General features: G+C 35.3%; 3 protein-coding genes. All 3 read left to right on the top strand.

The features are described 5' to 3' along the window. Positions 1-125 precede the first annotated feature (125 nt). Entirely contained in the window at positions 126-356 is a 231-nt protein-coding gene (locus D7004_RS10385; protein ID WP_123205800.1) for a DUF1456 family protein, read from the top strand. Between the two features lie 10 nt (positions 357-366). Then, a complete protein-coding gene (locus tag D7004_RS10380; protein ID WP_123205799.1) occupies positions 367-1077 on the top strand; it encodes a GDSL-type esterase/lipase family protein in 711 nt (236 codons plus the stop codon). A gap of 444 nt (positions 1078-1521) precedes the next feature. Further along, positions 1522-6751 (top strand): hypothetical protein (locus tag D7004_RS10375; protein WP_148042787.1); only part of this gene is annotated, 5230 nt, incomplete at its 3' end.

Raw genomic sequence — 6751 nt, 5'->3', positions numbered from 1 at the left:
ATTGGTTCATTGGTTCATTGAAATTAGGACAAACAAGTTAGCAATAATAAATAAGCATCCAATCATTCAAAATTCTCTCATTCAATCATTCAAAATCCTCTCATTCAATATTCAATAATTAAAACATGAGTAACAACGATATATTAAAAAAACTAAGAGTAGCACTTTCATTAAAAACAGAAGATATAATAACCATCTGCGATTTGGTAGGTTTTAAGGTTACCAAAGCAGAGTTGGGGGATATATTTAGAAATGATGACCACGAAAATTTCAAACCATGTGGCGACCAGATTCTACGCAATTTTTTAAATGGTTTAGTGATTTATAAAAGGGGACCAAGAGAAGAGAAAAAATAAATCTTGTAAAATGAAAATAACATTATCCCTTTTTCTTTCTTTAATATTTACATCTTGCTTATATCGGCCAACGGTAACAGTAAAAGAAGATTTTTCTGATGATTGGGCGATGTTACGTAAATATCAAAAAGAAAATGATTCCATTGGTCCTCCTAAAAAAGGCGAAAAGCGAGTAGTTTTTCTAGGAAGCTCGATTTTCGAAATTTGGAAGCAAAAGGATCCAGAGTATTTTCGTAATAGGGCATATGTTGATAGAGGGATAAGCGGGCAAATTTCTCCACAGTTATTGATCCGTTTTAGACAAGACGTTATCGATTTAAAGCCTAAAGCAGTTATTATTTTAGCAGGAAGTAATGATTTGGCTGGAAATAGAGGTCATGTTTCAAATGAAACAATCCTTAGTAATATTAAATCAATGGCTGAATTGGCAAAACTGAATCAGATAAAAGTTATCCTTTGTAAGTATTTGCCCATTTATGAATATCCTTGGAATAAATCTCTAAAAGGCACTGCTGAACAAATAATTTCTCTTAATAAAGAAATCGTTTCTTATGCCGAATCTGAAAACTTTACCATTTTAGATTATTTTACGCCTTTAGTTGATGAGCGCAACGGTCAGAAAGCAGAATATACAACAGATGGCGTTCATCCAAATTTGGCAGGTTATAAAGTAATGGAAGGAATAACCGATGCTGCGATAATGAAAGCAATAGGTAAATAATTCCTGACGCGTTTGTCATCCCACAGTAGGTTTATCAATAATTTGCCAAATGGTTTCTAAATTTTCTGTGGCAAACTTTGTGAGCCATAACTATTGTAATTCCATACCAAAGTATTTTCATTCCAAAGGTAAATTTATGCTTTAGAGATGTTTCTAGCTAAGAATTAATTCTGTTTTTCATTTTTTAAATTACTTTAAGCAAATCTCCAAGGTGGGATGTTGTACAAATTAATTAGGAAAGAGGATTTTTGAGGAAAATAATCTACTATAGAGTATTTTTAAATAAAATGTTGTGATCTGGGTTTGTTATTTCATAAACTCAGATACATTGTTGGTAAACTGAAAGTGGAGTTTGCTAAAACCAGTAAATATTAAGTTTGATTTTTGAGTTGACTTATAGCGATTTAGGTTTTATAAAACCTAATCGTTAGGAACTTAAAAAATATGAAACTTACTTCTAAAATTAGCCTCTATCCATCTTTTTCAAGCAAGAATATTTTATGTATAAATAATAAAATATTCAAAGTTGTAAAGTTGTTTTTGTTTTCAATAATCTTATTACTTTTTAATTCAATATCAGCAAATGCAATAGATTTTTATTGGAAGAGTTCAGGGCGAGCGGATCAAAATTATACCAATGCGGCAAATTGGGAAAATTCTCCTGGTTCTGGTATCCCTGCAAACGGTTCTTTAGCTCCATCATCTGTTGATGATGTTTATTTTCCCGGAGGAAATTTAACGCAGACAGTAAATTTGGTTATAGGTTCAGAAGCTAAAAATTTTAATGTGTTAGCTGGACAAGTAATAACATTTTCTGGTGCTTCATTGAGTATCTATGGAGATTTTACATCAAACGGAAAACATTTAATAGGAGGAAATTCAAGTATTGCTTTTTTAGGTAGTAGTGGTAATTATTATATCAACATGGGAGATGCAGCATCTCATAGTTCTGGTAGTGCCACTTTTTCATTTTCAGGCACCGGTACATACAATTTATTAAGCGATTTTAATCTGCCAAGTGCTAGTCTATCATTTACAAATTCAGATTTTATTTCTAACGGGTATGATATCAGAGTATCTAATGCCACAATAAGCAACACAATAAGTGGTGGTAGTAAAATTTTAAATTTATCAAATAGCGAGTTTCATGCAAGTAATGGACCTAGTAACGTTGGTGCTTTGGTGTTTAATGCTAACCCAGTAAATATAATTTATAATTTTACGAATACTGAGTTATATTTAGATCAAAGCAATAAAGCTTCTTACATTAGTATAGGTGGTGATGCTAATGGTACTATACTAGACGGCATAAAATCTTTAAATTTTTCCGAAATATCAACGGGAATATCGACGGCCCAAATTAGAAGCTCAGTGCCAAATTTTACCTTTAATGTGGTAGATTTTAATATTAATCTGGTTTCATTCGCATTTACTTCTAGTGGAGTGTCATTAAATGTAACTAATTTAAATCTGTTCAAACCTGTTGACATAACTACTGAGGGTGTATTAATTTTAAAAGTAAATAAGATAAATGAAACTTCGAGTTGCGTTGGTCAATCGAATTTACGAGCAGCAGGTACAACGCCAATTTCTTTTAATGCTACTTCACCAATTACAACGTATAACATTGGTTTTTTAGGAGTAAAGTTTTCTAATAATACCGTTACCATTCCTGCACAAAATGATTTGGGTCAGAATTCAGGTACTTATGTTACCTCTGCTGCGGCATCACCACGTTCTTTCTATTGGGTGGGGGGTAATGGCAATTGGAATGATCCAACTGAATGGTCGTTGTTAGGGAGTGGTGGCGTACCACAAACCTCCTCTGGATGTTTGCCCACATTAAATGATGATGTGTACTTTGATGTGAATTCATTTACGGCTGCTGGTCAGACAGTTACTATAGCTGGAAGTGGTAGTCAAACCGCTTATGCAAGAAACGTGTTTTGGACAGACTTTGGCAATGAAGGAAAGTTAGCAGGAAGAAGGTTGTATATCAATGGAAGTTCAGATTATTCAGGATGTTCTGGTATAACATCTATTTTAGTTTATTTTGGCTCTGGTAACCATACGGTTAAATCAGGTTCTAATTTTATTTATGCTTCTCCGAACATTCAGTTTCTCGGCGTTGGTACCTACACACTAGTTGATAATCTGAAATGTGCAGATACACAAATACTTATTACAGCAGGAAATTTTAATAGTAATGGTAAAGAGATAACAGCTGGTAATTTTGGTAGTAATTCTGAGCCGGCATCAACCAATAATTTGCGAAATATTAATATTTCTAACTCTATAATAACGCTTACGGGCGGAGCTGCTGCGTTTGAAATAAATACACAATTTTTAAATTCATTTGATGCAACAGGATCTACTATAAATTTAACCAACAATTTTGAGCCAGATTTTCTGTTAAGTGGGTATGTGAGTACTGGAGCGGTAACATTAAATACTTTAACGTTTAATGATATTAATTTTACTTCTAATACGGGCAGTGCTACATTCAGCAATGGCGGTGTGTTAAATTTTGCAGCCAATAATGTAAGCTTTGCTTCAAATGCTTCAATAGTAAAGTTTGGAAATACAGGTACATCTCACACTGTGAACACCTATAATTTAGCACCTGGAAAAAGTTACAACTTTACATCAAACAGGGTTTATAGCGTTGTTAATGCAATTAACAGCAACAGTTTTGGTAGTTGTTCTCCAAAAGTTATCATTTCCTCAAATACATCAGGTGTAAGAGCAAGTTTGTATAAAGCAGGTTTGCCATTTAACATCAATAATGCAATATTAAAAGACATTAATGCCTCTGGTGCAACGCTAACAGTTCCAGGCGGGGAGGATTTAGGAAACAATTTAAATGTAAATATTACAGCAAACCCTTCACAAAATTTTTATTGGGTTGGTGGAACTGGAAATTGGACAGATGCCACGCATTGGAGTATTGGCATATCAGGAGGCGACCCTTTGGTTACAAATATTAACAATTGTATACCAGGATTAGCAGATGACGTTTTTTTTGATGGCAATTCATTTGCAGCGAATAACCAAATTGTAACGATAGATAATAATGTAAGTTGCAGAAATATGCTATGGGATAATACGGCAAGCAGCAAGACCCCAATTTTTGCAGGTGCAAGTACATTTTTTTTAAATACTTATGGTTCTGTAACATTAGCTAAGGGCATGACCTTTCCTTTTAACGGAATTTGGTTTATGAGAGGAACCTCACAAACAACAAATGTCAATGCATTACTAACAAATGGAGTTAGCGTTTCGAGTGCACTTAGTTTGTCAGGTAACGGTAGATACGACCTACTTGATAAATTTCTTTCTACAAACGAAATCGTTTTTAGTTCAGGTCAATTTTATACCAATAGTAAAAATATTACTGCTGCGGCATTAAGTTTAGCTGTTACGGGCACAAATAAGGCAGATATATCAAATTCTATTATTACACTAAATGGTACGAATGGTACTGCAACGTATAGCGCTAGCCATTCTTCAAATGCCAATTGGAATGCCGCTGGTAGTACGATTAATGTAAGCCGAAGAAATATGCCTATCAGTATAACCGCAGGTGTAACAGTAGATTATGGTAAAATCGTTATGAATCCAAGTATTGTAGGTTCAGCTATAACTATTAGTGGTGGTAAAATTAAAGCAACCGATATTACTTGGTTATCAAGCCAAAGTAGGATGGGCGGTAACTTTGAGGTAGGTAATTTATCATATCCAACATCATCTACAAACGCAATTGGTGGTAATAATACAATTACAGTCACCAATAAATTAACTGCAAATGGTACTCCTTGTAACCCTATTAGTTTTTACTCAACTACAGCTGGTACCGCTGCAACACTTAATTCAACTGCATGTGATTTTGATTTAAAGTTTGCAAGATTAACAGATATTACGGCAGGTAGTTGTTCAGCATCACAAAATAAGGTTGTTGGAGATGATGCTGGAGGTAATAGTAATTGGACATTTTCTACTATAGCAGCTGCACAGTATTTAGGAGCAGATGATACTATTTTGGCTTGTAATCAATATCCATATACATTGACAACCTCAGGATTTAATGAAGGTGCTACAGCATATTTGTGGAATGATGGAAGTACTGGGCCAGATTTGATTGTTACTGGGCCAGGTACATATAGTGTTACCGTTACCTATGGAACGGGCTGTACATTAAAAGATGAAATAACATTGGGTTTAACGCCAAGCCCTATATTAAATCCAGCAACAATTTATGCTTGTGAAACTGCTTTAGGATCTAAATTAGGAGATTTTAATCTAGTCGATGCTAATAGTCTATTGGTTACTGTTCCAGCAAATTATACTTTCACTTACCATAGTACATTGGCAGATGCTAATGCAAATACTAACCCTTTAACAATACCCTATAGTAGTGCTAATAAAATTATTAATGTTAGGGTATTAGATAATGCAACTGGGTGTTTTAGTACAGGAGAGGTTTCTTTAAATGTGAAAGGCAAATTAACCATAACTGCAACTCCTACCAGCCCTTCGTCATGTATTGCAGCTGATGGGAGTTTTAAGGTTAGTGGTTTAGATGCAGGAGAATATTATAGCGTTAGTTATTATAAAAATGGAGTTAATCAAACTGCGGTAAGTGAGGTGGCAAGTGCTACTGGTGAAATAGATATTACAGGCTTAACTATTGGTAATTACACCAATATTATAGCAACATCATTAACTGGTTGCGAAACAACAACAAGTGTTGTCGAAATCACATTTAGTCCGCCATCAATTCCTGGATCAATTACAGCAAGTAAAGAATTTATTTGCTTACCAGATGCCACGGCCATAAACTACAGTATTGATGATGTGCCAGGTGCTACCACATATAATTGGGTTTATACTGGTACAGGAGCAACAATGACTGGGCAGGGTACTACAAACATTTCGCTTACTTTTGATGTAGGAGCAACATCTGGAGTATTAAAAGTTGTAGCTTCAAGTGCTTGTGGTATAAGTCCAGAGCGTAACTTAAATATAAATATTTCGAATACACCTTCACGACCAACGGTTTTTGTCACAGAAGCCTCTTGTACAACTACAACAGCTACGGCAAGAGTAACTTCTCCAACTTTAGATTTAACATTTAGTGTCGATGGGGATAATTATAGCAATACGACAGGGATATTTACTGGTTTAATACCGGGCAGTACATATAGTATTACCGCTAAAAATGCTAATGGTTGTATATCTGAAGTAACTTCAATAACCTTAGCAGCTAGGCCTGAAACACCTTTAGTTCCAGTTGTTACGGTAACAGCGCAACCGGTTTGCGGAACGCCTACAGGTTCCATCAGCATTGCTGGCACAACAGGATTTTTATATAGCGTTGATGGCGGAACATATTCTGCAACTTTAACTTATAGTAATTTAGCTCCGGGAACACACAGCATCACGGCACAAAGTGTTGACGGATGCACAAGCACTGCAACAACAGTTACGATTGACCCTGCAAAAGCAGAAGCATCCGCACCAAGCGTTACGGTAACAGCGCAACCGGTTTGCGGAATGCCGACCGGTTCCATCAGCATTACTGGCATAACAGGATATTTATACAGCGTTGATGGCGGAACATATTCAGCAACATTAGTTTATACCAATTTAGCTCCGGGAACACACAGCATCACGG

This window comes from Pedobacter jejuensis, assembly GCF_003725795.1.
Classification (GTDB): domain Bacteria; phylum Bacteroidota; class Bacteroidia; order Sphingobacteriales; family Sphingobacteriaceae; genus Pedobacter; species Pedobacter jejuensis.
This window is presented reverse-complemented; position numbering and strand designations above follow the sequence as displayed.

Excerpts from the sequence above, each read along its gene's own strand:
- D7004_RS10385 (WP_123205800.1), top strand. The coding sequence starts at position 126 with ATGAGTAACAACGATATATTAAAAAAACTAAGAGTAGCACTTTCATTA.
- D7004_RS10380 (WP_123205799.1), top strand. The coding sequence starts at position 367 with ATGAAAATAACATTATCCCTTTTTCTTTCTTTAATATTTACATCTTGC.